At 70.8% G+C, this 23,279-nt stretch carries 19 protein-coding genes, 1 pseudogene and 1 riboswitch; of the genes and pseudogenes, 14 read left to right on the plus strand and 6 right to left on the minus strand.

What is annotated here, in order from left to right; translation table 11 throughout:
* Positions 1–68 precede the first annotated feature (68 nt).
* Positions 69–1,040: a 1-phosphofructokinase family hexose kinase gene (locus tag DVK44_RS19180; RefSeq protein WP_114660752.1), complete on the minus strand. Its 972-nt coding sequence runs from the start codon at positions 1,038–1,040 to the stop codon at positions 69–71.
* A gap of 301 nt (positions 1,041–1,341) precedes the next feature.
* On the opposite strand from DVK44_RS19180, the gene DVK44_RS19185 reads away from it, so the two are divergent.
* Positions 1,342–3,432, plus strand: coding sequence for a fibronectin type III domain-containing protein (locus DVK44_RS19185; protein WP_114660753.1), 2,091 nt, complete (start codon positions 1,342–1,344; stop codon positions 3,430–3,432).
* Positions 3,433–3,475: 43 nt separating this feature from the next.
* Here the strand turns inward: DVK44_RS19185 and nagA are convergent, their stop codons facing one another.
* The gene (gene nagA, locus DVK44_RS19190) at positions 3,476–4,690 is read right to left on the minus strand and encodes an N-acetylglucosamine-6-phosphate deacetylase (protein WP_114660754.1); all 1,215 of its coding nucleotides are present in this window, start codon (positions 4,688–4,690) and stop codon (positions 3,476–3,478) included.
* A complete protein-coding gene (locus DVK44_RS19195) occupies positions 4,690–5,766 on the minus strand; it encodes an ROK family protein (protein WP_114660755.1) in 1,077 nt (358 codons plus the stop codon). Before DVK44_RS19195 ends, nagA begins: the two co-directional genes overlap by 1 nt.
* A 212-nt stretch (positions 5,767–5,978) precedes the next feature.
* Between DVK44_RS19195 and DVK44_RS19200 the strand changes: the two genes are divergently transcribed.
* The 3 genes from DVK44_RS19200 to otsB all read left to right on the plus strand — a co-directional run bounded on the left by DVK44_RS19200 (position 5,979) and on the right by otsB (position 8,598).
* Entirely contained in the window at positions 5,979–7,250 is a 1,272-nt protein-coding gene (locus tag DVK44_RS19200; protein ID WP_456243359.1) for an extracellular solute-binding protein, read from the plus strand.
* 16 nt (positions 7,251–7,266) lie between these two features.
* Complete coding sequence (locus DVK44_RS37650) at positions 7,267–7,650, plus strand: DUF3263 domain-containing protein (protein WP_114660757.1); 384 nt, start codon at positions 7,267–7,269, stop codon at positions 7,648–7,650.
* Positions 7,651–7,713: 63 nt separating this feature from the next.
* Entirely contained in the window at positions 7,714–8,598 is an 885-nt protein-coding gene (otsB, locus tag DVK44_RS19210; protein ID WP_114660758.1) for a trehalose-phosphatase, read from the plus strand.
* Positions 8,599–8,642: 44 nt separating this feature from the next.
* Here otsB and DVK44_RS19215 read toward each other — a convergent pair whose 3' ends face one another.
* The 3 genes from DVK44_RS19215 to DVK44_RS19225 form a co-directional block, all read right to left on the minus strand.
* Entirely contained in the window at positions 8,643–10,070 is a 1,428-nt protein-coding gene (locus DVK44_RS19215) for an alpha,alpha-trehalose-phosphate synthase (UDP-forming) (protein WP_114660759.1), read from the minus strand.
* Between the two features lie 60 nt (positions 10,071–10,130).
* Entirely contained in the window at positions 10,131–10,316 is a 186-nt protein-coding gene (locus tag DVK44_RS19220) for a hypothetical protein (protein WP_162793961.1), read from the minus strand.
* 105 nt (positions 10,317–10,421) lie between these two features.
* A complete protein-coding gene (locus DVK44_RS19225) occupies positions 10,422–11,474 on the minus strand; it encodes a glucosyl-3-phosphoglycerate synthase (RefSeq protein ID WP_114660761.1) in 1,053 nt (350 codons plus the stop codon).
* A gap of 188 nt (positions 11,475–11,662) precedes the next feature.
* Positions 11,663–11,790: riboswitch (SAM riboswitch) on the plus strand.
* A gap of 17 nt (positions 11,791–11,807) precedes the next feature.
* On the opposite strand from DVK44_RS19225, the pseudogene thrC reads away from it, so the two are divergent.
* From thrC to DVK44_RS19280, 10 genes and pseudogenes are all read left to right on the plus strand, one after another.
* Positions 11,808–13,160: pseudogene (thrC, locus tag DVK44_RS19230) on the plus strand (threonine synthase); the annotation flags it as partial.
* 141 nt (positions 13,161–13,301) lie between these two features.
* Positions 13,302–13,577: a ubiquitin-like small modifier protein 1 gene (locus tag DVK44_RS19240; protein WP_114660762.1), complete on the plus strand. Its 276-nt coding sequence runs from the start codon at positions 13,302–13,304 to the stop codon at positions 13,575–13,577.
* 405 nt (positions 13,578–13,982) lie between these two features.
* Positions 13,983–14,186 (plus strand): cold-shock protein, encoded by a 204-nt coding sequence (locus DVK44_RS19245; protein WP_005315736.1) that lies wholly within the window; start codon positions 13,983–13,985, stop codon positions 14,184–14,186.
* A gap of 369 nt (positions 14,187–14,555) precedes the next feature.
* Positions 14,556–16,181: a chaperonin GroEL gene (groL, locus tag DVK44_RS19250; protein ID WP_114660763.1), complete on the plus strand. Its 1,626-nt coding sequence runs from the start codon at positions 14,556–14,558 to the stop codon at positions 16,179–16,181.
* 195 nt (positions 16,182–16,376) lie between these two features.
* The gene (locus DVK44_RS19255; protein WP_228447257.1) at positions 16,377–16,877 is read left to right on the plus strand and encodes an RNA polymerase sigma factor; all 501 of its coding nucleotides are present in this window, start codon (positions 16,377–16,379) and stop codon (positions 16,875–16,877) included.
* Positions 16,874–17,506 (plus strand): hypothetical protein, encoded by a 633-nt coding sequence (locus DVK44_RS19260; protein WP_162793963.1) that lies wholly within the window; start codon positions 16,874–16,876, stop codon positions 17,504–17,506. The genes DVK44_RS19255 and DVK44_RS19260 overlap by 4 nt, the downstream gene beginning before the upstream one ends.
* A gap of 99 nt (positions 17,507–17,605) precedes the next feature.
* Complete coding sequence (locus tag DVK44_RS19265; protein WP_114660766.1) at positions 17,606–18,343, plus strand: dienelactone hydrolase family protein; 738 nt, start codon at positions 17,606–17,608, stop codon at positions 18,341–18,343.
* A gap of 1,354 nt (positions 18,344–19,697) precedes the next feature.
* Positions 19,698–20,960 carry a Clp protease N-terminal domain-containing protein gene (locus DVK44_RS19270; protein WP_114660767.1) on the plus strand — a complete coding sequence of 421 codons (1,263 nt, stop codon included), beginning with the start codon at positions 19,698–19,700 and terminating at the stop codon, positions 20,958–20,960.
* A gap of 60 nt (positions 20,961–21,020) precedes the next feature.
* Positions 21,021–22,613, plus strand: a complete 1,593-nt coding sequence (locus DVK44_RS19275; protein ID WP_114660768.1) for a sensor histidine kinase — start codon at positions 21,021–21,023, stop codon at positions 22,611–22,613.
* A gap of 4 nt (positions 22,614–22,617) precedes the next feature.
* Positions 22,618–23,268, plus strand: coding sequence for a response regulator (locus tag DVK44_RS19280; RefSeq protein WP_114660769.1), 651 nt, complete (start codon positions 22,618–22,620; stop codon positions 23,266–23,268).
* Positions 23,269–23,279: the final 11 nt, after the last annotated feature.

The following is a 23,279-nucleotide window of genomic DNA, read 5'->3' on the forward strand; positions in this document are numbered from 1 at the left end:
CGCGTCGTTCCGCTCTGACGCTGTCTGTGGCTCTCTGCCGCTCTGACCGGTTGGCTTCGGGCGACCGGTTACGGCGCCGGGTGTTCCGTGACCCGTATGCGCGGTAGCAGTTCCTCGTACGCCGTCGCGTCGAACTCGCCCGCTACCGGGGAGAGTACGGTCGCCGTCGACAGCGCGACCGCGCGGCTCAGCCGGGTGGGCCAGGGGAGGCGTTCGACCAGGCCGGAGAGGATTCCGGCCACCGCCGAATCGCCCGCGCCCGTCGGGTTCCCCCGGGCCGGGGCCGGGGGCGCGGCGCGCCAGAGGCCGTCCGGGGTGGCCGCGAGGATGCCGTCCGGACCGAGGGAGGCGATGACGGCGTGCGCGCCCCGGCGCCGGGTGTCGTGCGCGGCGCGCAGGGGGTCGCGGGAGCCGGTGAGCAGGGCGAGTTCGTCGGCGTTCGGCTTCACCAGGTCGGGGCGCGCGGCGACGCCCCGGCGCAGCGGCTCGCCGCTCGTGTCGAGGAGTACGGGGACCCCGGCGGCCCGCGCCCGCCGGATCAGCTCCGCGTACGCGCCGACATGGATCCCCGGCGGCAGGCTGCCGCAGAGCGCCACGGCCTCGGCGCCGGGCACGAGCCGGTCGTAACAGCTCAGGAACGCGGTCCACTCGGCGGCCGAGACCGTCGGCCCCGGCTCGTTGAGCTGGGTGGTGTCACCGGTGGCGGTGTCGACGACCGCGATCGTGCGGCGGGTGGATCCGGAGATCGGCAGGAGCGCGTCCACGGGCCGGGGCCGCCCCCGCCTCCCGTGCCGTCCGTCGGCGGGCCGCGCCGTCGCGCCCGCGCCCAGCAGCTCGCGCAGCACATCGCCCGTACGGCCGCCCGCGAAGCCCGTGACCACGGTCTCGTGCCCGAGCGCCGACAGCACCCGCGCGACGTTCAGGCCCTTGCCGCCGGGGCGTTCGACCACCTCGGTGACGCGGTGGGTGGTGTGCGGGATCAGCGCGGCGGTGCGGTACGTGATGTCCAGCGCGGTGTTGAGGGTGACCGTCAGGATCATCCGTCACGCCTCCGGGAACGGGCTCGCTCGCTCATGGCCGGCTGTCTGCCGGCGCCGGCCGTCGGGCCATGGGTGCCGATCATTCCAAAAAGTCGGCGGTCGGCCCAGCCCCCCGGCCGTACGAGCCTGAGCCGACACCCGGCCGGACGAGCCCCGGCCGGTCGAGCCCGCGTGCCGTAGAGCGTCGTACCCATGGCGCGTATGATCATCCGTTTGGAAGGCAGCCAGCCCCACCTGCCCCGCCTTTCCGCCACCCGTCGTCGCTTCTGCGTATTTCCGGGCCTGAAAGGGCAGTTCACCCATGATCCCGACTCCTCGCGGGCGGCGGTTCCGTACCGCCCGCGCCCTGTCCGTCGCCACGGTGACGGCGTCCGGTCTGCTGGGGACCGTCACCACCCCCGCGACAGCGGCGGCGCCACACGCATCGGCGCCGACCGCTCTGGCTCCGGCCGCCTCGACCCCGGCCGCCGTACCGGCCGCCGACTGCGTATCGCCGTCCTTCACGCGGCAGTTCTTCCCCAACACCACCTTCTCGGGCAAGCCCAAGAAGACCGACTGCGACAAGGCCATCGACGAGGACTGGGGCACCGGCGCGCCCGTCTCCGGGCTGCCGAAGAACGGGTACGGCGTCCGCTGGACGCTGACCAGGGACTTCGGCTCGGGCGGCCCCTTCACCCTCAACGCCGCCGCGCAGGACGGCATACGTGTGTACGTGGACGGTGTGCGCCAGATCAACCTCTGGAAGGACGTCTCCGCCACCGCGAAGAAGACCCGCGACATCACCATCCCCAAGGGGAAGCACAAACTGCGCGTCGACTTCGTCAACTGGAGCGGTCGCGCGGTCGTCAAGTTCGGTTACGTGCCCAGGACTTCCAAGTCGGTGGACAAGACCGCGCCGCTCGCACCGGCCGGAGTGAAGGCCGTACCGGACATCCCCACCGCCGGGGCGAAGGTGACGTGGCAGGCCAACAAGGAGATGGATCTCGCGGTGTACCGCGTCTACCGTCGCCTCGTGGGCAGCTCCATGTTCACCAAGGTCCGCACGACCACCGCGACCAGCTACATGGCCACTCTTCCCTCGCCCGGCAAGGCGTACTTCTACGAGGTCAGGGCTTACGACAAGGCCGGCAACGAGTCCGTGGGCGGTGTCAGTCAGCCGGTGACCGGGATCCAGGTCACGACGCCGGCCGATTTCGTCGCGCGGGGAGAGGACACGGGCACCGTACTGACCTGGAAGAAGGTTCCGTGGGCGGTCCGTTACGACGTGGAGCGCGAGAACGAGGACGGTGTGCGACGAGGCGCCAGCACCACGGCCAACGGCTTCACCGAGACCAAAGTCGCCCGGTCCGAGGAGTGGCAGTACAGCGTGACCGCCGTGGACGGCGCGGGACGGAGATCGCTGTCCACCGACTCCATCAAGGCCCGTCGTACGGTCGCGGCGCCGCGCGAAGTGACCGCGTCCTCTCCGGTGCCGGGACAGACCGTCCTGACCTGGAAGGTCAACTCCGCGACGGACGGCGACTACAGCAACTTCAACGTCTATCGTTCCGATCGGCTCCCCGTGGACAGCACGACGAGCGAGCCGGTGCGCTGCCCCGTCAGATGGAAGGCGTCCGTCGGCAAACTGGATGAGTACACGTGTACGGAGTCCGGGCTGGAGGAGAACGCCAAGTACCACTACGTGATCAAGGGGTACGACAACTGGCGTGCTGAGTCGCTGTCCTCCGCCACGGTGTCCGTCACCACCATGGAACGGGATCTCGTACCACCTGCCCAGGTCAAGGGGCTCACAGCGACGGCGACGGAGTACGGCGTCGTCCTGCGCTGGACTCCCAACACCGAGCCCGACCTCAAGCGGTACGAGGTCCATACCGGCGAGGTGTGGACCGACGAGGAGGACGGCACGCGGATCTGCAACGCCTACGGGACGGCGGCCTACCTGGGTACGGACCGGACGACCTGGATCCATGAATCGAAGCCCAACGGCGAGGAGATGTGCTACTTCATCGACGCCGTCGACACTTCCGGCAACTCCAACTACCGGTGGACCCGTGAGGCCAACATCGTGGCCGTCAACAAGCTTGATCTGCGACCGTCCACCGAGGAGCCCGGAGACTCCCCCGTCAGGAGTTTCACCGCATACGAATCGAACGGCGAGGTCGAGCTGGACTGGTGGTCCGATGACAGCGCGGTGGGCTATCTCGTCCGGCGCTGGGACCGTGCCACGGGAAGCTACCGGACCCTGACCGCCAAACCGCTCACCCGCTCCGAGTACACCGACCGCACCGCCGCGCCGGGTACCACCCACTTCTACCGGGTGAGCGCGGTGTACGCCGACGGTACGGAGTCGGTGCCGGCCGAGGACTGGGTGATCGTGCCACCCGTGAAGTAGCTGATCGAGCCGTGCGGGCGGGTGCCCGCACGGCTCACCCCGTTCACCCCGCGCTGCGCGGGTCCAGCACCCAATCGCCCTTGTGCAGCACGCCCTTGAGCCGGAAGTCCGCGTCCAGGACCACCGCGTCCGCGTCCTTGCCCGGTTCCAGCGAGCCGACCCGGTCGTAGACGCCGAGCAGCCTCGCCGGGGTCGCCGAGACCGCGTCGACGATGTCCTCCACCGGCAGCCGGTCCACCGTCGCCGCCCGCCGGAAGGCGGTGTCGAGGGTGAGGGTGGACCCGGCGATCGAGCCGCCCTCCACCAACCGCGCCACCCCGTCCTTGACGTCGACGGCCAGCGGGCCGAGCTGGTAGCGGCCGTCGCCGTAACCGGCCGCGTCCATCGCGTCCGTGATGAAGGCGACACGGCCCGGACCCGCGCGGTGGAACGCCAACTCCAGTGCGGCCGGGTGCAGATGCGTACCGTCGTTGATCAGCTCGACGGTCACCCGCTCGTCCTCCAGCAGCGCGGCGACCGGTCCCGGCTCCCGGTGGCCGAGCGACGGCATCGCGTTGAACAGGTGTGTCGCCACACGCGCGCCCGCGTCGACGGCCTCGACGGTCTGCTCGTATGTCGCGTCCGTATGGCCGACGGCGGCGAGCACACCGTGCTCCACCAGCAGCCGTACGGAGTCGAGGCCGCCGGGGAGTTCGGGCGCGAGCGTCATCATCGCGGCCGTACCGCGCGCCGCGTCGATCAGCTTGCGCACCTCGGCCGGGTCGGGGTGGCGCAGCAGCTCCGCGCTGTGCGCGCCCTTGCGGCAGGGGGAGATGAACGGGCCCTCGAAGTGGATCCCGGCGAGGTCGCCCTGCTCGACGAGTTCGGAGAGAAGACCGGCGCGCTGTGCGAGGAAGGCCGGTTCGCCGGTGACGAGGGACGCGACGAGCGTGGTGGTGCCGTGGGCGCGGTGTGTACGGACGCCGTGCAGGACGTCGGCGACGGAGCCGGAGGTGAACGAGGCACCGCCGCCGCCGTGGTTGTGGAGGTCCACGAAGCCGGGGACGAGCCAGTGGCCGGTGAGATCGATGCGGTCGATACCGTCGATACGGTCGGTGTGGTTGAGGCCGTCGCGGTCGTCGTGGCCGTCGGGGAGCGCGCCGGTGATCCGGCCGTTCTCGTCGACGATCACCCGGGCGCCGTCCACGGTGCCGGTGGGGAGCACCACCCGGGCGCCGGTGAGAACGGTGCATGCGGCGCGTGCGGCGGGTGAGGCCATCAGGCCGTTACCTCCGATTGTGTGGGGGGTGTGGGGGGAGCGGTGGGGGGAGTACCGGAAGAGGCTTGTGCGGCGGGAGAAGCAGAGGCGGTCGGAGCAGCCGAGGCGCCGGGAGCGGCAGAAGCGGCAGGTATCGCGGCCCGGGGGACCTGGGCCTCCGCCTCCAGCAGGTCCCAAGCCAGCAGCCCCGCCCCCAGACACCCCGCCGTGTCCCCGAGCGCCGCCGGGACGATCTCCGGCAGGGACTGGAACGTCACCCGCGCCTCGACCGCCGCCCGCAGCGGTGTGAACAGGGTGTCCCCGGCCCCGGCCAGGCCGCCGCCGATGATCAGTGTGCGCGGGTCCAGCAGGGTGAGCGCCGTGACCAGCCCGGCGGCGAGCGCGTCGACCGCGTTGGCCCAGATCCGCAGGGCCGCCGGGTCGCCGGACTCCACGGCCTTCGCGCAGTCCGCCGCGTCCGCCGTCGGTTCGCCGGTCTCGGCCGCCCAGGCGCGGCTGACGGCGCCGGCCGAGGCCAGGGTCTCCAGACAGCCGCGCTGCCCGCAGCCGCACTCGGGGCCGTCGGGCCGTACGACGACATGGCCGATCTCGCCCGCCGAGCCGTGCGCGCCCGCCTCGATGACGCCGTTGATCCCGATGGCGCCGGCGATCCCCGTACCGAGCGGTACGAACAGGAACCGGTCCGCGCCCCGGCCCGCGCCGAGCCGCCCCTCGGCCAGCCCGCCCGTGCGTACGTCGTGCCCGAGCGCCACCGGCACCCCGCCCAGCCGGGCCGTGAGCAGCTCGCGCAGGGGTACGTCACGCCAGCCGAGGTTGGACGCGTACAGCGCCACGCCGCGCTCGGCGTCGACGATGCCGGGGACGGCGACCCCGGCGGCGAGGGCGCTCGCGCCGAGGTGCTCCGTACCGTACGCGCGCAGTTCGGCGGCGAAGCCGAGGATGGTCTCGACGACCGCGTCGGGCCCGCGTTCGCGGCCGGTCGCGCGGCGCGCCTCGTGAAGCAGAGCGCCGTCCGCCCCCACGAGGGCGGCTTTCATTCCGGTGCCGCCCACATCAAGGGCGATGACGTGTCTCACGGAGAACAGTCTCGCGTGTAGAGCCCAGAAAGGTCTAGTCCACTGTTCGGGTTTGTTGCGTGTTGTTGCGCGTATCGGTGAGTGTCCATGAGTTGTCGAAGCGTAATCATCTTGAGTGGACCGCAAACCTCCGGATGGGAGAAAATCCGACACCACATAACAACGAGTGACGAAGTAACAACGGGCGAGAACAACACGGGCGGGAACACAACGTGCGACAGCGCTACCCAGGAATGACCGCGGCGATAGCCGCACTCTGTACGACCATGGCGCTGGCCGGCTGCGGCGGTACGGGAGGGGCCGCCGAGGTCACTCTCCAGCTCGTCGCGGCGGATTACGGCACGAACTCGGAGAACAGTTCCTCGAAGTACTGGAAAGCACTCGCCGCGGAGTTTGAGTCCAACAACCCCGGCATCAAGATCGATGTGGATGTCCGCCCCTGGAAGACCATTGACGCGGATGTCGCCGAGAGGGTCGCGAACGGCGACGCGCCCGACATCGCGCAGATCGGCTCGTACTCCCAGTACGCGAAGGCGGGCAAGCTCTACAACGCCGATCAGCTGCTCTCCGTTCCCTCGCAGGCGAACTTCCTTTCGCAGCTCTCCGAGGCCGGAAAGGTCAACCGCGTCCAGTACGGAATGCCGTTCGTCGCCTCCACCCGACTGCTCTTCTACAACAAGGACTTGTTCGAACAGGCCGGGCTGACCGACGCCCCCAAGAACTGGGACGACATCAAGGAAGACGCCCAGGCGCTCAAGGAGCAGGGCGTGACGACGCCGATCGCGATCCCGCTGGGCTCGGAGGAGGCGCAGGGCGAGACCCTGATGTGGCTGCTGGCCGGCGGCGGCGGCTACACGGACACGGCGGACGGCTCGTACAACATCGACTCGCAGCAGAACATCGACACCTTCGACTGGCTGCGGAAGGACCTCGTCGGCGAAGGGCTCACCGGCCCGGTCGCGCCCGGCAAGCTCGACCGCGCGACCGCCTTCAAGGCGTTCACCAGCGGCGAGGTCGGCATGCTCAACGGCCACCCGTCGCTGATGCAGGACGCGAGCAAGAGCGGCATCAAGGTCGGCATGGTGGCGCTGCCCGGCGCCAAGGGCAAGGCCAAGTCGTCGATGGGGGTGTCGGACTGGATGATGGCGTTCAAGGAGAACAACCACCGCCGCGAGATCGGCCGCTTCCTGGATTACGTGTACGAGGACACGAACGTCCTCAACTTCGCCGGCCTGTACGACCTGCTGCCCGTGACGTACAGCGCCAGCGAGGAGATGACGGCGGACGACAACCACGCCGATCTGCGCAAGTTCCTGGAGGCGCTGCCCACGTCCGAACTCCTCCCGTACGGCAAGAACTCCTGGTCGACGGTGAGCGACAGCATCAAGAAGAACATCGGCCAGGCGGTCGAGCCGGGCGGGAGCGCGTCGAGCGTGCTGGGCCGGATCGCGAGGGACGCGGCGACGGCGGAGGCCGCGGAGTAGGTAGCGTGGAGGTGTTATGACCACCACGAATGAGCCGGAAGAGCCGGAAGAGCCGGAAGAGCCGGGGGAGCGGGAGGGTCGGGAAGCGCCCACCGACCCCACCGACCCCACCGAACAGCCGGACGAAGCGGCCGAGCAGCCCGCCCCCACCCCCTCCCTTCCCGTCGGGTCCGGGGGCGGGCTCTCCGACCGCGACCGCGCCATCCTTGCGATGGAGGGCCGCGGCTGGCCGGGGACCGGTGCCAAGGAGCGGGCCATCCGGGAGCGGCTGGGCCTCTCCCCGACCCGGTACTACCAGCTGCTGAGCGCGCTGCTGGACGACCCGAGGGCCGCCGAGCACGATCCGGTGACCGTGAACAGGCTGCGGCGCGTACGGCAGGAACGGCGCGAGCGCAGATAGCCGAGGGCCGGCCGGCCCCGGCGGGGGTGTGGGCGGGGCGCCCACTCGTCTAGGGTCGAAAACATGGGAAGCCATCCGCACCCCCAGCAGCCACCGGACCCCCAGGCCCCCCGCAGTACCCATCTACCGGAACCGACCACCCCCGCCGGCGCCGACGGCCTGGCCGCGCTGCTCGCGCGGCCGGGGAAGGCGGTCGTCGCGCTCGACTTCGACGGCACGCTGGCCGACATCGTCCCCGACCCCGAACAGGCCCGCGCCCACCCGGGCGCCGTCCCCGCGCTGGCCGCGCTCGCGCCGCATGTCGCGTCGGTCGCCGTCGTGACCGGCCGGCCGGCCGAGGTGGCCGTACGGTACGGCGGCTTCGCCGGGGTGCCGGGGCTGGAGCGGCTCGTGGTCCTCGGCCACTACGGCGCCGAACGCTGGGACGCGGCCTCCGGGACCGTCCGAGCCCCCGCACCGCACGACGGCGTGGCGGCCGTCCGCGCCGAACTCCCCGGATTCCTCGACCGGTTCGGCGCCTGGCGCGGCACCTGGGTGGAGGAGAAGGGCCAGGCCCTCGCCGTCCACACCCGCCGCGCCACCGACCCCCAGGCCGCCTTCGACGCCCTCCGCACCCCCCTGGCCGACCTAGCCGCCCGCCACGGCCTGATCGTCGAACCCGGCCGCATGGTCCTGGAACTGCGCCCGCCCGGCATGGACAAGGGCGTCGCGCTGCTGGAGTACGTACGCGAAACGGGCGCCGAGACCATCCTGTACGCGGGCGACGACCTCGGCGACCTCCCCGCCTACGCGGCCGTACGCGAACTCCGCGCCGAAGGCCACCCCGGCCTCCTGCTGTGCAGCGGCACCGAAGTCCCCGAACTCTCCGCCCAAGCCGACCTCCGCCTCCCGGGCCCGGCAGCGGTAGCGGCCTTTCTGGCGGCGTTGGCGGAGACGGTCGCGGCCTGAGCCGCCTGAGTCGTCAGGGCCGTCGTTCCGCCAGGCCCCCCGCCTCAGTCCTGCCGCAGTGCCTCCAGCTGGTCCAGGAACCAGCGCTGCGGTGGGAGGGCCGTCGCCGCTGCGGCCAGGCGCTTCGAGCGTTCGGCGCGTTCGCTGTCGGGGAGGGTGAGGGCATGGCGGAGGGCGGTGGCGGTGGCGGAGATGTCGTACGGGTTGATCACCAGCGCGTCGTCGCCCAGCTCCTCGTACGCGCCGGCCTCGCGGGAGAGGACGAGTGCGCAGCCGTGGTCGGAGACGACGGGGATCTCCTTGGCGACGAGGTTCATGCCGTCGCGGATCGGGTTGACCAGGGCCACGTCCGCCAGCCGGTACGCGGCCAGGGAGCGGGCGAAGTCGTCGTCGACGTGGAGGATGACCGGGGTCCAGCCGTAGGTGCCGAACTCGGTGTTGATCTCGTCGGCCACCCGCCGGACCTCGGCCGTGTAGTCGCGGTAGACCGCCAGATCCTGGCGGGAGGGGTAGGCGAAGGCGATGTGGACGACCCGGCCGCGCCACTCCGGGTGGTCGGTCAGCAGCAGACGGTAGGCGTGCAGGCCGCGGACGATGTTCTTCGACAGCTCCGTGCGGTCCACCCGGACGATCGTCTTCCGGGGCTTGCCCGTGTCCGCGCGGCCGATCTGGGTGCGCAGCGCCTCCATGCGGTCGGCCACGTCCGGGCGGTGCGCGCGCTCGCGCAGGAAGTCGGCGTCGGCGCCCAGGCCGTGCACGCCGACGCGGGTGCTGCCCGTACCGCCGAGCAGTTCCGTACAGCAGGCGGTGAAGGCGTCGGCCCAGCGCCGGGTCAGGAAGCCGGCGCGGTCGGCGCCGAGGATGCCGCGCAGCAGCTGGCGCGCGATGTCGTCGGGCAGCAGCCGGAAGTAGTCCGGCGGCGCCCACGGGGTGTGCGAGAAGTGCCCGATCCGCAGGTCGGGGCGGAGCGCGCGGAGCATGCCCGGCACCAGCGCCAGGTGGTAGTCCTGCACGAGGACCGCCGCGCCCTCGGCCGCCTCGTCGGCCAGGGCCTGCGCGAAGGCGCGGTTGTACGTCTCGTACGACGCCCAGCGGGCGCGGAACTCCGGGCCGAAGGACGGCTCCAGCGGGGTCTGGTAGAGCAGGTGGTGGACGAACCAGAGCGTCGAGTTCGCGATGTGGTTGTACGCGTCGGCGTAGACCTCGGGCGGGACGGCGATCATGCGGACCCGCTGCCCGCCCGTGTCCGCCGGGTCGAGCCGGCCGTCCAGCCGCCGGACGGCCTCGCGGTCGCCCTCGCCGAGCGCCGCGCACACCCAGACGGCGTCCGTGTCCGGGCCGATGGCCGACAGCCCGGAGACCAGCCCGCCGCCGCCCCGCTTGGCGACCAGGGCGCCGCCGTCGCCCACGGCGTACGAGACGGGGCCTCGGTTGGACGCGACGAGTACGTGTGCGGGCTGCTGCGAGACCATGTGCCGAAACCTAGCCCGCGCGGCGAGCGCTCAAACGTACGGACGTGCGGGTGTGACCCGTCAGTCGTGCGGGCCGCGCGTGTTCCGGGTGTCCCGTGCGCTGCGTGTCGCCGCCAGGGCGACCGCCGCGGCGCCCGCGAGCGCGAGCGCCACCCCGCCGAGCAGCCAGAGGCTCTGGGCGGCGGCGTCGGTGAGGGCCAGCTGGCGGTCGGCGTCCGCGATCATCCCGATGAAGATGTGGTTCATACCCATAAGGGACGAATCTAGATAATCGGACTGGTGGGGTGGTGCACGCCGCGCCGGTGTGGGGCGGCGGACCGGTGCGGGGCGGCGGGCCTCGGCCCCTCATTTTTACGCTGCCCGCCCCGCCGTGTACTCGGCTATCTCGCGCATCGGCGGGCGCTCCTCCGTGTCCACCGCGTACGTCCGAGGCGCGAAGCCGCCCTCACCGCCCTCGCGCCGCTCGAACTGCGTCAGCCGCGGCCGTACCAGCTGCCCCAGCTGCCCGACCTGCCCCAGCTGGCCCGCCTGCCCGGCTGCCGCGCGTCCCCGCGACAGCCGTAGCTGCGCCGTGCGGTAGATCGCCGCCGCCATCCGGCCGAGGGCCGCGTCGTCCTGGTGGCGGTGCAGCCGTACCCCTACGTCGACCTGGGCCAGCGCGTCGAGCCCCACCGTGTGGAGCGCGTCGACGAGGAGGCCCAGCTCCACGCCGTACCCGACCGGGAACGGCAGCCGCTCCAGCAGGGCACGGCGTGCCGCGTACTCCCCGCCCAGCGGCTGGACGAAACCGGCCAGCCGGGGCCAGTGCAGATTGAGCAGCGGGCGGGCCACCAGCTCGGTCACCCGGCCGCCCTGACCTGCGGAGGAGCCTGCGGAGGAACCGGCAGCGGGCGTGCTGCCTTCCGTAACGTTCCGCAGCGGCCGGTCGTACATCGCCTTCACGAAGTGCACCTCCGGGTCCGTGAGCAGCGGGCCCACCGTCCCGGACACGAAGTCCGCCGAGAACTCCCTCAGGTCGGCGTCCACGAAGCACACGACATCGCCGCTCGTCACCAGCAGCGACCGCCACAGCACCTCGCCCTTGCCCGGTACGGCCGGCAGCCGCGGCAGGATCGCGTCCCGGTGCACGACACGCGCGCCGGCCGCCGCCGCCACCTGGGCCGTACGGTCCGTGGAGCCGGAGTCGAGCACCACCAGCTCATCGACCAGCGGCGCCGTCCGCGTCATCAGCGCGCGCCGGATCTCGGAGACGATCTCGCCGACCGTCCCCTCCTCGTTCAGCGCCGGCAGCACCACGCTCACCGTGCTGCCCCGGGCGGCCTTCGCCGCCAGCAGCTGGTCGAGCGTACGGTCGGCGGCTGACCAGGAGCGCCTGGCCAGCCAGCGCTCCACCTCTTCCAGCACGTTCGGTACTCCCTGCGCTGATCCGTAAAATCGGGGGGTAAGCCACTGATCAGGATGATCCAGTGGGACCGTGTGTGATCCATCTCGCGGTGCGGACGACTATCTCAGCCGTCCACTCCTTCGGTTACAGTCTTGAACAACACCAGCAGGTGAAACAAACGCACCGGACCCCGGGTCCGGCGTCATAGCGCTCATCCAGAGGGACTGAGGGAACGGCCCGTTGAAGTCCCGGCAACCCTCCCGCCGACCGCGAGGTCACGGTGGGGAAGGTGCCAATTCCGTCTTGCGGCGAAGTACGTCGCGAGGAAGATGAGGAGAAAGGGCCTCGCCATCATGGCTGTGCAGACCGTCCCGAACAGCGTTCCGACCACAGAGTCCGCTGGGACCACCGAGTCCGCTGAGACCGCAGGGACTACCAAGACCACTGAGTCCGCTGGGACTGTTGATTTCGGTCCCGCCGTCGCGCTCTCCTGCCGCGAATGCGGCGAACGTTTCGCCCTCGGCCCCATTTTCGCCTGCGCGAGCTGTTTCGGGCCGCTCGAAGTCGCGTACGAGCTGCCCAGCGGCAACCCCGAAGAGCTGAAGAAGCGCATTGCCGAGGGCCCCGACAACATCTGGCGGTACGCGCCGCTGCTGCCGGTCCCCGCCGATGTGGCCACGAAGCCGAATATCAACCCCGGTTTCACCAAGCTCGTCAAGGCCGACAATCTCGCCCGTGAACTGGGCATCACCGGCGCGCTCCACATCAAGGACGACTCCGGCAACCCGACGCACTCCTTCAAGGACCGTGTCGTCGCCATCGCCGTCGAGGCCGCCCGCGCCTTCGGCTTCACCACGCTCTCCTGCTCCTCCACGGGCAACCTCGCGGGCGCCGTCGGCGCCGCCGCCGCCCGCGCCGGGCTGCGCTCGTGCGTGTTCATCCCGCACGACCTGGAGCAGGGCAAGGTCGTCATGGCCGCGGTGTACGGGGGTGACCTGGTCGGCATCGAGGGCAATTACGACGACGTGAACCGTTTCTGCTCCGAGCTGATCGGCGACCCGCTCGGCGAGGGCTGGGGCTTCGTCAACGTCAACCTCCGCCCGTACTACGGCGAGGGCTCCAAGACGCTCGCGTACGAGATCTGCGAGCAGCTCGGCTGGCGGCTGCCCGACCAGATCGTCATCCCGATCGCCTCCGGCTCACAGCTCACGAAGATCGACAAGGGTCTTCAGGAGCTGATCAAGCTGGGCCTGGTCGAGGACAAGCCGTACAAGATCTTCGGCGCCCAGGCGGAGGGCTGCTCGCCGGTCTCCACCGCCTTCAAGGCGGGTCATGACGTCGTACGGCCGCAGAAGCCCAACACGATCGCCAAGTCGCTGGCGATCGGCAACCCGGCGGACGGCCCGTACGTCCTGGACATCACGCGCCGCACGGGCGGCGCCGTCGAGGACGTCAACGACGAGCAGATCGTTGACGCGATCAAGCTGCTTGCCCGTACGGAGGGGATCTTCGCGGAGACGGCGGGCGGGGTGACCGTCGGTGTGACGAAGAAGCTCATTGAGACCGGACTCCTCGACCCGACGCTCACCACCGTGGTCCTGAACACCGGTGACGGCCTCAAGACGCTGGACGCCGTGGCGCCGACGACCGGGCCGACGGCGACGATCAGGCCGAGCCTCGACGCGTTCCGGGCGGCCGGGCTGGCGACGGACTCCGAGGCCGCGGCGGGCTCCGAGGCCGCGGCGGGCTCCGAGGCCGCGGCGGGCTCCGAGGCCGCGGCGGGCTGACCGGAGTCGGCCGTGCGCCGGCTCGACCCCGTACTCCGCAGAAGCAGAAAGGGCACCACCATGAGCGTCAAGGTCCGCATCCCCACCATCCTCCGCACGTACACCGGTGGTGAGGCCGAGGTCCCGGCGGAGGGCGCGACCCTCTCCGAGGTCATCCAGTCCCTGGAGGCCAACCACCCCGGCATCGCCGCGCGCGTCCTGGACGACCAGGGCAAGCTGCGCCGCTTCGTGAACGTGTACGTGAACGACGACGACGTCCGCTTCGAGCAGGGCCTGGAGACCGCGACGCCCGAGGGCGCCGGCATCTCGATCATCCCGGCGGTGGCCGGCGGCTGATCGCCGCGTCCGTACGTACGTCGCGTCCCGTACGTACGTCGCCTCCGTACGTAAGTGCTGTTACTGGAATGGCCTCCTCCGCAAGCGAAGCGGAGGGGGTCATTCTGCATGGTTGAGCGCGATAGAGTGGGGGAAGGCCCCGCTGTCCGCCGCCGTCGGCGCGCGCGAGAACGCGACAACATGAGGCCGATCTCCCGGTGGCCTTTGTGCGATAGGTGCGCTTTGCCCGGCCCGACTTGCCCTGGATCGCTGCGAATTCATCGCTATGCGAGTTCGGCCACGCCCAGATTTCTCGTCCGATTGACCTGTTGCAGAGGGCAGTTGGGCAGATACATTCAGCCGCGGTCGACGCGTTCCGACGCGAAGTGTGGCCCCGTGCAAGGGCCAGTAATAGGGGAGTTAGGCATGGCTCAGGGCACCGTCAAGTGGTTCAACGCGGAGAAGGGCTACGGCTTCATCGCGGTAGACGGTGGTGCGGATGTTTTCGTCCACTACAGCGCGATTCAGATGGACGGTTACCGCACCCTTGAAGAAGGTCAGCGAGTGGAGTTCGAGATCTCGCAGGGCCAGAAGGGTCCGCAGGCGGACATGGTCAAACTCGCCGTCTGATCCCGGCGCGATCGGCCACCGACGCACTCACGACACGCGGCACGTCACTCACGCCGAGGGGCCCGCATCCAGTGATGGATGCGGGCCCCTCGTGCGTCCGTCGTCACCGGGGGAAGGAGCCCCGGCCCTCCGGGAGACGCTTGCACTCTCGGGTGCCGAGTGCTAATTATTGGCGTTAGCACTCTGCACATGAGAGTGACAACTTAAGGACCGGGTCGGTGAGGCTCGGAGGGTCGGTGGGGCAAGGAACCACCCGGCTCTCAGGCCGTCCGTCGCGGGCGCCAGCGCGGTCCGGAGCAATCCTTCCTCCAGCTCGGAATCTCTGTTTCGAGCGGGGGAGACCCGATCCGTCCGGGAGGACCACTTCACATGGCCAAGATCATCGCGTTCGACGAGGAGGCACGGCGCGGTCTCGAGCGCGGGATGAACCAGCTCGCCGACGCCGTCAAGGTCACCCTTGGTCCCAAGGGCCGCAACGTTGTCCTTGAGAAGAAGTGGGGCGCCCCCACGATCACCAACGATGGTGTCTCCATCGCCAAGGAGATCGAGCTCGAGGACCCGTACGAGAAGATCGGCGCCGAGCTGGTCAAGGAAGTCGCCAAGAAGACGGACGACGTCGCCGGTGACGGTACGACCACCGCGACCGTCCTGGCCCAGGCGCTCGTCCGCGAGGGCCTGCGCAACGTCGCCGCCGGCGCCAACCCGATGGCCCTCAAGCGCGGCATCGAGAAGGCCGTCGAGGCCGTCTCCGGTGCGCTGCTGGAGCAGGCCAAGGACGTGGAGACCAAGGAGCAGATCGCTTCGACGGCCTCCATCTCCGCCGCTGACACCCAGATCGGCGAGCTGATCGCCGAGGCCATGGACAAGGTCGGCAAGGAAGGCGTCATCACCGTCGAGGAGTCCCAGACCTTCGGGCTGGAGCTTGAGCTGACGGAGGGCATGCGCTTCGACAAGGGCTACATCTCGGCGTACTTCGCGACCGACATGGAGCGCATGGAGGCGTCGCTCGACGACCCGTACCTCCTGATCGTCAACTCCAAGATCGGCAATGTGAAGGACCTCCTTCCGCTGCTGGAGAAGGTCATGCAGTCGGGCAAGCCCCTGCTGATCATCGCGGAGGACGTCGAGGGCGAGGCTCTGTCGACGCTGGTCGTCAACAAGATCCGCGGCACCTTCAAGTCCGTCGCCGTCAAGGCCCCGGGCTTCGGCGACCGCCGCAAGGCGATGCTGAACGACATCGCCATCCTCACCGGCGGTACGGTCATCTCCGAAGAGGTCGGCCTCAAGCTGGAGAACGCCGGTCTCGACCTGCTGGGCCGCGCCCGCAAGGTCGTCATCACCAAGGACGAGACCACCATCGTCGACGGTGCCGGTGACAGCGACCAGGTCGCCGGGCGGGTCAAGCAGATCCGCGCCGAGATCGAGAACAGCGACTCGGACTACGACCGCGAGAAGCTCCAGGAGCGTCTGGCGAAGCTCGCGGGCGGCGTGGCGGTCATCAAGGCCGGCGCGGCGACCGAGGTCGAGCTGAAGGAGCGCAAGCACCGCATCGAGGACGCGGTGCGCAACGCCAAGGCCGCCGTCGAGGAGGGCATCGTCGCCGGTGGTGGCGTGGCTCTGCTCCAGGCTTCCTCGGTCTTCGACAAGCTTGAGCTGACGGGCGACGAGGCGACCGGCGCCAACGCCGTGAAGCTCGCGCTGGAGGCTCCCCTCAAGCAGATCGCCGTCAACGGTGGCCTTGAGGGCGGCGTCGTCGTCGAGAAGGTCCGCAACCTGAAGGTCGGCCACGGCCTGAACGCGGCGACCGGCGAGTACGTCGACATGATCGCCGAGGGCATCATCGACCCCGCGAAGGTCACGCGCTCCGCGCTCCAGAACGCCGCCTCCATCGCGGCGCTGTTCCTCACCACCGAGGCTGTTATCGCCGACAAGCCCGAGAAGGCCGGCGCGGCCCCCGCGGGCGGCGGCATGCCGGGCGGTGACATGGACTTCTGATCGACCGGGGCTCCGGCCCCAGTGGATCAACTGTCCTGACCGAGGGCGGCATTTCCTTCCAGTTGACGGCCGATGACTGATGGCCGATGGCTGACGGAGGGGATGCCGCCTTTCGGCGTTTGCGGTTCGGTGGCCTTGGCTGTGTGGCTGTGCGGCTGTGTGTAAGGATCCGCCGGTGCATGACATATAAGGGGTGTGGAGACCAGGGGGAGCAACACCGCGAAGACCGCGCGCTTCACCGCGCTGTACGCCCGCGAGCAGCCGCGCGTATTCGCTTACGCGTACCGGCGGCTGGGCGACCGGAACGAGGCCGAGGAGCTGACGGCCGAGGTCTTCCGGATCGCGTGGGAGCGTACGGCGACGGGCGGCGAGGTCATGACCACGGGCTGGCTCATCGTCACCGCGCGGAATCTGCTCGCCAACCACTACCGCGCGACCGCCCGGCTCACCGACCTCCACCGCCGTATCACCGCCGAGCTGGACCGCGCCCCGGCCTCCGGCCAGGACACCGCCGTACTCGACGCCCTCGACCAGCTCCCCGCCCGGCACCGTGACGTGCTCCTCCTCAGTTACTGGGACGGGCTGAGCGCGGCCGAGACCGGTGAGGTGCTGGGTTGCGCGGCCCCGGCGGTCTGGGTACGGCTGCACCGCGCCCGTAAAGCATTCCGCGCCGTTTACGTGGAGGAGTCCGAATGAGGCGAGTCAAGTCCTTGATCAGGCAGACGAATCCGGTGCCGGACGCGGCGCCGGGTCCTTCTGCTTCCGGCCGGGCGCCGCGCTTCCGCCGGGGCTGGGGCCGGGGCTTTCTGATGGCGGCGGTGGCCTGTGGCGCGGTGGTGGCCCTCGGGGTCGGGGCCGTCCTCGTACTCCTGGACGGGCAACTGCCCGGCGGTCCTGGCGGTACATCCGTCGCGGCCGACGAACCGTACTACCACACCACGGCCGAGCTGGAGGCGTCCGCCGACCTCGTCGTCCGCGCGAAGCTGGGGACCGGACGGACGGAGAACCGCGACGGCGTGACGAACATGGTCGCCCCGGCGAAGATCATCGCGACGGCCAAGGGGGGCGCGGTGCCGGGGAGTTCGATCGAGGTCGCGTACACACCCCCCGGCACGAGTTCGGAGGCGGCCGATCTGGTCCCGGGGAAGGAGTACGTCCTGCTGCTCAGCGGCGGCGGGGACGGGCGCTACTACCTGGTCAACACCACACAGGGCTGGTACGAGGTCGACGGCGACGGCCGGATGACCGACCGGGAGATCTTCCCGGACGTGGGGCCGGTCGGACTCAGTGCGGGGGTGCGGAGGGGGCTGGGGCTGGTGGGGTGATCGGGGGGGGAAGGAAGTGAAGGGGCAGGGGAGCCACGGGGCGAGCGGTGGATTACGTACGATCGCGAGTGAACCACCCTCGACCACTTGGAGGCCCCCATGACCACCGACTCCACCCCCTCCACCTCTTCCTCTTCCTCCCCGCAGAACGTCACGTTCCCCAGCGCGGGCAGCACCGCCCACGGCTATCTCGCGGTGCCGCCCGCCGGGCACGGCCCCGGTGTCATCGTCATCCAGGAGTGGTGGGGGCTGACCACCCACATCAAGGAGATCGCGGACCGCCTCGCGCAGGCGGGCTTCGTGGCGCTCGCGCCCGACCTGTACGGCGGCGAGGTCGCCCACGACGCGGAGGAGGCGCTCCGGATGATGCTGGAGCTGCCCACCCCGCGCGCTGTCGAGCTGCTCTCGGGCGCCGTCGACTACCTCCTCGCGCGGGAGGAGACGGACGGCGACCGGATCGGCTCGGTCGGCTTCTGCATGGGCGGCGGATTCGTGCTCAGCCAGGCGGCGCACGACGCGCGAGTCGCGGCGGCCGTACCGTTCTACGGGGTCAACAAGGAGGGCGTGCCCGACTTCTCGGGCCTGAAGGCCCAGATCCTGGGGCACTACGGCGAGACCGACGAGTCCGTGCCGCCCGCGTCCCTGGAGGAGCTGCGGGAGGCGATCGTCACCCAGTCCGGCATCACCCCCACCCTGCACCTCTACCCGGCAGGCCACGCCTTCTTCAACGACGCCCGCCCCGAGGCATACCACGCCGACTCGGCCACACTGGCCTGGCAGCGCACCTTGGACTTCCTGCACACGACGCTGTCCGACACGGCCGGCACGGAGGGCTGACATGCGCCGCTGGGCGCGGTGGGGTTGTCGGGTGCGGGTCAGTACCGAGGGGTAGACCGGGGTGTACGGGGGCGAGGTGCCGACCGCGGGGGCTGGGGCCCAAGGGGTGGCGCCGTACTGCCGGTCGGCTCAGGGGCTGGCGGCCCGGTGGACCCTGCGGGGCTACGCGGCAGAGGAATGGGGCGGCCCGGCACCGGCTCAGCGGCCAACCGCCCGCTGTTTGCTGAGACTCAAGCCCCGCTGGGCGCCGTGGGGTTGTCGGGTGCGGGTCAGAGCGGAACTCTGTCGGGGGTGGGGCGGTGGCGGAGGTTGTTGGGCGTGGGGCCGCCCCTCCGGCCTTTGAGTGTCGCGTCTCCGGTGGAGGTGTAAAGGGCGCTCCTTCGTCGCGTCGGCTGCGCCGACTCCGCTGCGCTTCGCCCTTGACACCTCCCCCGGAGACGCAAGTGCGGGTGCGGGAGGGGCGGCCGGGGGGAAGGGGGGCCCAGGAGGTACACGGGAGCGCGGGCCGGTTCAGGGTCCGACGGGCGGGTGGGCCCTGCGGGGCTGCGCGGCAGAGGAATGGGGTGACTCGGCCCCGTCTCGGCGGCCAACGGTCCGCTGTGTGCTGAGACTCAAGCCCCGCTGGTCACCGTCGCGCTGTGGTGCCCGGAAGGTGGGCGGGTTCTGCCGCCCGGCCGGGTCTGCGGGCCGAATGCCCACCCCATCTGTCCCATATGGGACAGTTTGGCGTCCCGTTGAGGGTCCCCTCGGGCGGCACGTGTGTCCTCAGGTGCATAAGCGGCCCTCCACGACGCATAGACGGCCTTCAAGGGCCCACTTACCGCCACCTGCGTCCCAGTAATCCCACAACCCACACCACGGTGACCGGCGGGGCATGTGTCTGAGGAACCGGCGGCCGTCAGCCGCTGAGACGAGCCGGGCAGCCCCATTCCTCTGCTGCGCAGCCCCGCAGGGCCCACCCGCCCGCCGGACCCTGAGCCGAGTGGCAGCACGGCACCACCCCCCGGGCCCCCTCCCCCCGGCCGCCCCCCTCTTCCGTACACGCGCCGGAAGGGGAGGTGTCAAGGGCGGAGCGCAGCGGAGTCGGCGTAGCCGACGCGACGAAGGAGCGCCCTTTACACCTCCCCTGGAGGCGCGACACTGGCAGGAGGAGGGGCGGCCCAGACGCCCACCACCTCCGCCACCGGCCCACCCCGGTTACCTCTCGGTACTGACCCGCACGGGGCCACCCGTGCCCGCGCCGAATGGCCAGGAAGCGTGGCCGATCGGCCGTCGCGGGGGTGTGGGGTGGGCGCCTAACGTCGGTGTTCCGGGAAGTCAGTCACCGCCGCACACCGAATCACGGAGCCTTTCCATGACCCAGCAGCCCTCGCAGAGCCCGCAGAGCCCGCAGAGCCCGCAGGTCCCCCAGACCACCGAATTCGCTTCCGACGCGCTCGCGTTGCTGTCGCGGCTCGTCCACCGCGCGTTCAAGAAGGGGGTCGAGAAGGTGGGTACCGAGCACCTTCTCTACATACTGCTGGACGACAACGAGAAGCCCGGCGCCGCCCTCGTCCCCGGGCTCCAGGCGTCAACTTCCGTCGGCGGTCAGCTCCTTGCCCGTATGGGGGGTAACTCCTGGGTCCGGACGGATGAGGATGAGGACGAGGTGAAGGGTGGCGGTGAGGGTCAGCAAGACCCCGCCGACGACCGCGTCGAAGCCGACGCCGTCTGGCGTGAAGCGCTGTGGTTCTCCGTCAAGCAGTCCCGGCCCGGTCCCGCCAGGGAGGCCGCAAGGCCCGTACCCACCGGTGCCCTCCGCGCCACCCTCCGTGGCGCGCTCCGGCAGGCGCGGCGGGAGGGTTCGTACACCGTGCACGAGCGCCACATCGCCCGCGCTCTGCTGGAGCAGCCCCTGAGCCGGGCCGTCGAGCAGATGGTGCTGTGCCGGGTGGATCTGGCGGCGTCCGCCGCCAGGCTGGACGCGCAGGCCGAGGCCGTACGCGGCGGAGCCACCCCCTGGATGGCCGAGCGCGAGGCCGAGGCCGGCAGTGTGAAGCTGCTGCGGCAGAGCGGGCTGCTGGGCGAGCGCGGCAGTTGGTTGATGCGCGGCATGGCGTCGTGGATGACCCGTTCCACGGGCGACGGGTCGCTGATCCTGATGGTGCTGCGCAACGAGGCGATCCGGCAGGCGGAACGGTACGGTCGCGACACCGCCGGCCCCGCCGAGCTGCTGCTCGCCGTACTGTCCCTGGACCGTTCCCTCACCCTGGCCGGAAAGGCGCTTCAGGCGGAGCTGGCAGGGGTCAACTCCGTTGCCGGAGAGCTGCGTTCGTGCGGGGTACGGCATGCGGCGCTGGTCCGCGCGGCCACCGCGCTCGTACCGGCTACGGGGCACGGCGTACCGTCCACACCCGCCGGAGAGGTGGAGCTGTCGGCCGAGGCCGAGCAGCTGGTGGCCAGGGTCCGGCTGCTGGCGGCCGAGCGCGGCGCGGTTACGGTGGGGACGGCGCATGTGCTGGCCGTACTCCTCGACGCGGACGGGGAGCAGGTCGGGCGGCTGCTCCAGGAGAGCGGCGCGGACGCCGACGCGCTGGCGGCCCTCCGTACCCGGCTGGACGACCGGCTCGGCGCGTGATGACCGACCCACCCAGCAGACCAGCCAGCCACAGATCAGCGAAGCGAAGCGGAGCCAGCAGTGAAGGTGTTGTTCCGGGCGGGGGTGACCAAGCTGCGGGCGGCGGGAGCCGAGCTACGGGCTGCGGTGGCCGCGTGGCGGGCGGCGCCGCGCCGTACCAGGGTCAACGACACCGTCATCGGTCTGCTGGTGGCCGTCGTCGGAGTGGTCCCGCTCTCCCTCGATGTGCCCGGGATCCAGCCGCCGTCCCTGGCGCCGGCGGTCCTGGAGGCCGTGTGGGTGGTGCTCCTCATCCTCGCGAGGCGGTATCTGCCGGTGGGGGTGTTGCTGGGCACCGTACCGCTGTTCCTCGGCGAGAACGTCTGGGCGCAGATCGGGCTCCCCCTGATCGTGCTGTCGGCCGCGCGCCGCATCGAGCCGCAGCGCCGGGCCTGGCGCGCGGTGCTTGTCGCGTCCGTGCTGGGCTCGGCCCTGGCCCTGCTCGTACACGCGCCGACCGCGCCCGCCCGCTTCGTCGAGGCTCTCGGGAGCGTCGCGATCACGTGCGTCTTCCTCCTGGTACTCCCCGCCTGGTCCGGAATGCTGCTGGGGCAGCGCCGCCCGCTGGTCCGGCTGCTGCGCGAGCGCAACGCCTACCTGGAGCAGACACGCGTCCTCACCGACGCCACCGCGCGCATGGAGGAACGGACCCGGATCGCCGGGGAGATGCACGACATGCTGGGGCACCGGCTGAGTCTCATATCGGTGTTCGCGGGCGGCATGGAGCTTCAAGCGGCCAAGTCGGCGCCGGAGTTGGCCGAGCAGGCCGAACTGCTGCGGAAGACCGCCGGTACGGCGATGGAGGAGCTGCGGGAGATCCTGGGCGTGCTCCGCCGGGACGACATGATGACGGCTGCGGTGGCGGACACCGCCCCGGCGGCGAAGCCGGACGGCGCGGACGGCACGGGCGGTACGGGCGGTACGGAAGGCACGGGCGGTACGGAAGGCACGGGCGACACGGGCGATACGGACGGCACGCGCGATACGGCCGACCGTGGCACCCGCGACGACATCGCCGCGCTCGTCGCCGAGTCGAACGGCGCGGGCGTCCTCACCGAACTCGCCTGGTCCGGGACCGATACCACCGACGAGGAACCCCGTGTCCGCCAGGCCCTCCACCGCGTCGTCCGCGAGTCGCTGACCAACGTCATCAAGCACGCGGCCGGCGCCTCGACCCGGGTCGAGGTGGTCCACACCGGCGACCGCATCGAGGTCGCCGTCACCAACAGGGCGCCGCACACCTCCGATTTCCGCCGGATGGCGGGGAACCGCAGCGGACTGGCCGGCCTGGAGGAGCGGGTGACGCTGATCGGCGGGTCGTTCACGGCGGGGCCGGTGGGCGGACCGGACGGGCAGGGGTTCCGTACGGCGGCGGTGCTGCCGTCCCGTAAGGGCGGGGGTTCCGTACGGGGGGAGAGGGGCGCGCCCGGCGCGCTCGGAACACCACTCGCGCACCCCTCCCCCCACCCGCACCCCTACCAGCCCTCGCCCGAGCTGTCCGCCGAGACCCTCACCTGGCCGAGGCTTCTGGGCGCGGGCTGCGCGGCGGGGATCGTCATGGTTCCCGTGGCTCTGTTCCTCATCATCCTGTTGGTTGCACAGGTCATACGATGAGGTAATGATCCGAGTCCTGGTCGCCGACGACGAAGCCCTGATGCGTACGGGAATCCGCCTGGTCCTGGAACACGCCGACGATCTCACAGTGGTGGCCGAGGCCGGCAACGGCGCCGAGGCGGTCGCCGCCTGCCGGGTCCAGGACATCGATGTGGCCCTGCTCGACATCCAGATGCCGGTCAAGGACGGTATCGCCGCCGCCGAGGACATCGCGCGGGTGTCACCCCGTACGACGGTCGTCATGCTGACGGCCTTCGGCGAGGACCGGAGCGTGACCCGCGCGCTGCGCGTCGGCGCGACGGGCTTTCTGCTGAAGGACACCGGCCCGGCCGAACTGATCCGGTCCGTACGGGCCGCCGCCACCGGCGAACCCGTCCTGGCCCCCCGTATCACCCGCCGCCTGCTGGAACGCCACCTCCTCTCCGCCCAGGAAGCCGACACCGCCCGCCACCGCACCGACCTCCTGACCCCCGCCGAACGCGACGTGCTCCGGCTCCTGGGCGAGGGCCTCTCCAACGCCGAGATCGCCGGCCGACTCCACCTCAGCACCAGCACGGTCAAGGCCCACGTGGGCCGCATCCTCACCCGTACGGGCTGCGCGAACCGAGTCCAGGCAGCCGTCCTGGCCCACGACGCGGGCCTCCTGGCGGACTGAGGCTCGTATTC

It is taken from the genome of Streptomyces paludis, from assembly GCF_003344965.1.
Lineage (GTDB): Bacteria > Actinomycetota > Actinomycetes > Streptomycetales > Streptomycetaceae > Streptomyces > Streptomyces paludis.

Excerpts from the sequence above, each read along its gene's own strand:
- DVK44_RS19180 (WP_114660752.1), bottom strand. The coding sequence starts at position 1,040 with ATGATCCTGACGGTCACCCTCAACACCGCGCTGGACATCACGTACCGC.
- DVK44_RS19185 (WP_114660753.1), top strand. The coding sequence starts at position 1,342 with ATGATCCCGACTCCTCGCGGGCGGCGGTTCCGTACCGCCCGCGCCCTG.
- nagA (WP_114660754.1), bottom strand. The coding sequence starts at position 4,690 with ATGGCCTCACCCGCCGCACGCGCCGCATGCACCGTTCTCACCGGCGCC.
- DVK44_RS37650 (WP_114660757.1), top strand. The coding sequence starts at position 7,267 with ATGACCACCACGAATGAGCCGGAAGAGCCGGAAGAGCCGGAAGAGCCG.
- otsB (WP_114660758.1), top strand. The coding sequence starts at position 7,714 with ATGGGAAGCCATCCGCACCCCCAGCAGCCACCGGACCCCCAGGCCCCC.
- DVK44_RS19215 (WP_114660759.1), bottom strand. The coding sequence starts at position 10,070 with ATGGTCTCGCAGCAGCCCGCACACGTACTCGTCGCGTCCAACCGAGGC.
- DVK44_RS19220 (WP_162793961.1), bottom strand. The coding sequence starts at position 10,316 with ATGAACCACATCTTCATCGGGATGATCGCGGACGCCGACCGCCAGCTG.
- DVK44_RS19240 (WP_114660762.1), top strand. The coding sequence starts at position 13,302 with ATGAGCGTCAAGGTCCGCATCCCCACCATCCTCCGCACGTACACCGGT.
- DVK44_RS19245 (WP_005315736.1), top strand. The coding sequence starts at position 13,983 with ATGGCTCAGGGCACCGTCAAGTGGTTCAACGCGGAGAAGGGCTACGGC.
- groL (WP_114660763.1), top strand. The coding sequence starts at position 14,556 with ATGGCCAAGATCATCGCGTTCGACGAGGAGGCACGGCGCGGTCTCGAG.
- DVK44_RS19260 (WP_162793963.1), top strand. The coding sequence starts at position 16,874 with ATGAGGCGAGTCAAGTCCTTGATCAGGCAGACGAATCCGGTGCCGGAC.
- DVK44_RS19265 (WP_114660766.1), top strand. The coding sequence starts at position 17,606 with ATGACCACCGACTCCACCCCCTCCACCTCTTCCTCTTCCTCCCCGCAG.
- DVK44_RS19270 (WP_114660767.1), top strand. The coding sequence starts at position 19,698 with ATGACCCAGCAGCCCTCGCAGAGCCCGCAGAGCCCGCAGAGCCCGCAG.
- DVK44_RS19280 (WP_114660769.1), top strand. The coding sequence starts at position 22,618 with ATGATCCGAGTCCTGGTCGCCGACGACGAAGCCCTGATGCGTACGGGA.